Origin of the sequence: Stenotrophomonas sp. SrG (genome assembly GCF_050031795.1) — a bacterium.
GTDB lineage: Bacteria > Pseudomonadota > Gammaproteobacteria > Xanthomonadales > Xanthomonadaceae > Stenotrophomonas > Stenotrophomonas rhizophila_A.
On sequence record NZ_JBNBBE010001839.1, the window covers coordinates 1 to 229 of the forward strand.

The window sequence follows — 229 nt, forward strand, 5'->3', positions numbered from 1 at the left end:
TACTTCCGGCCTCAGAAGTGCTCCTCACGGTTGGCTGTACCACCTGGCCTACTGATCCTGCATCGTCATTCGTGGTCTGCGCTGGAGTGTACGACCCCGGCGGCTGGCCTTGCGGGCCGGCGGCTGCCGAGCCACCTATCTGGGCATATGCCATGAAGCTCCCCAACGTACCCTGGAAGAACATCGCGGCCATTGGGGGCGCAGTCAGACTCAGTGTCGTGAGGATGAG

At 62.4% G+C, this 229-nt stretch carries 1 pseudogene; it reads right to left on the reverse strand.

Going from position 1 to position 229, the window contains the following annotated elements:
• Nucleotides 1-229: pseudogene (locus tag ACQG3P_RS25565) on the reverse strand (type IV secretion system protein); the annotation flags it as partial.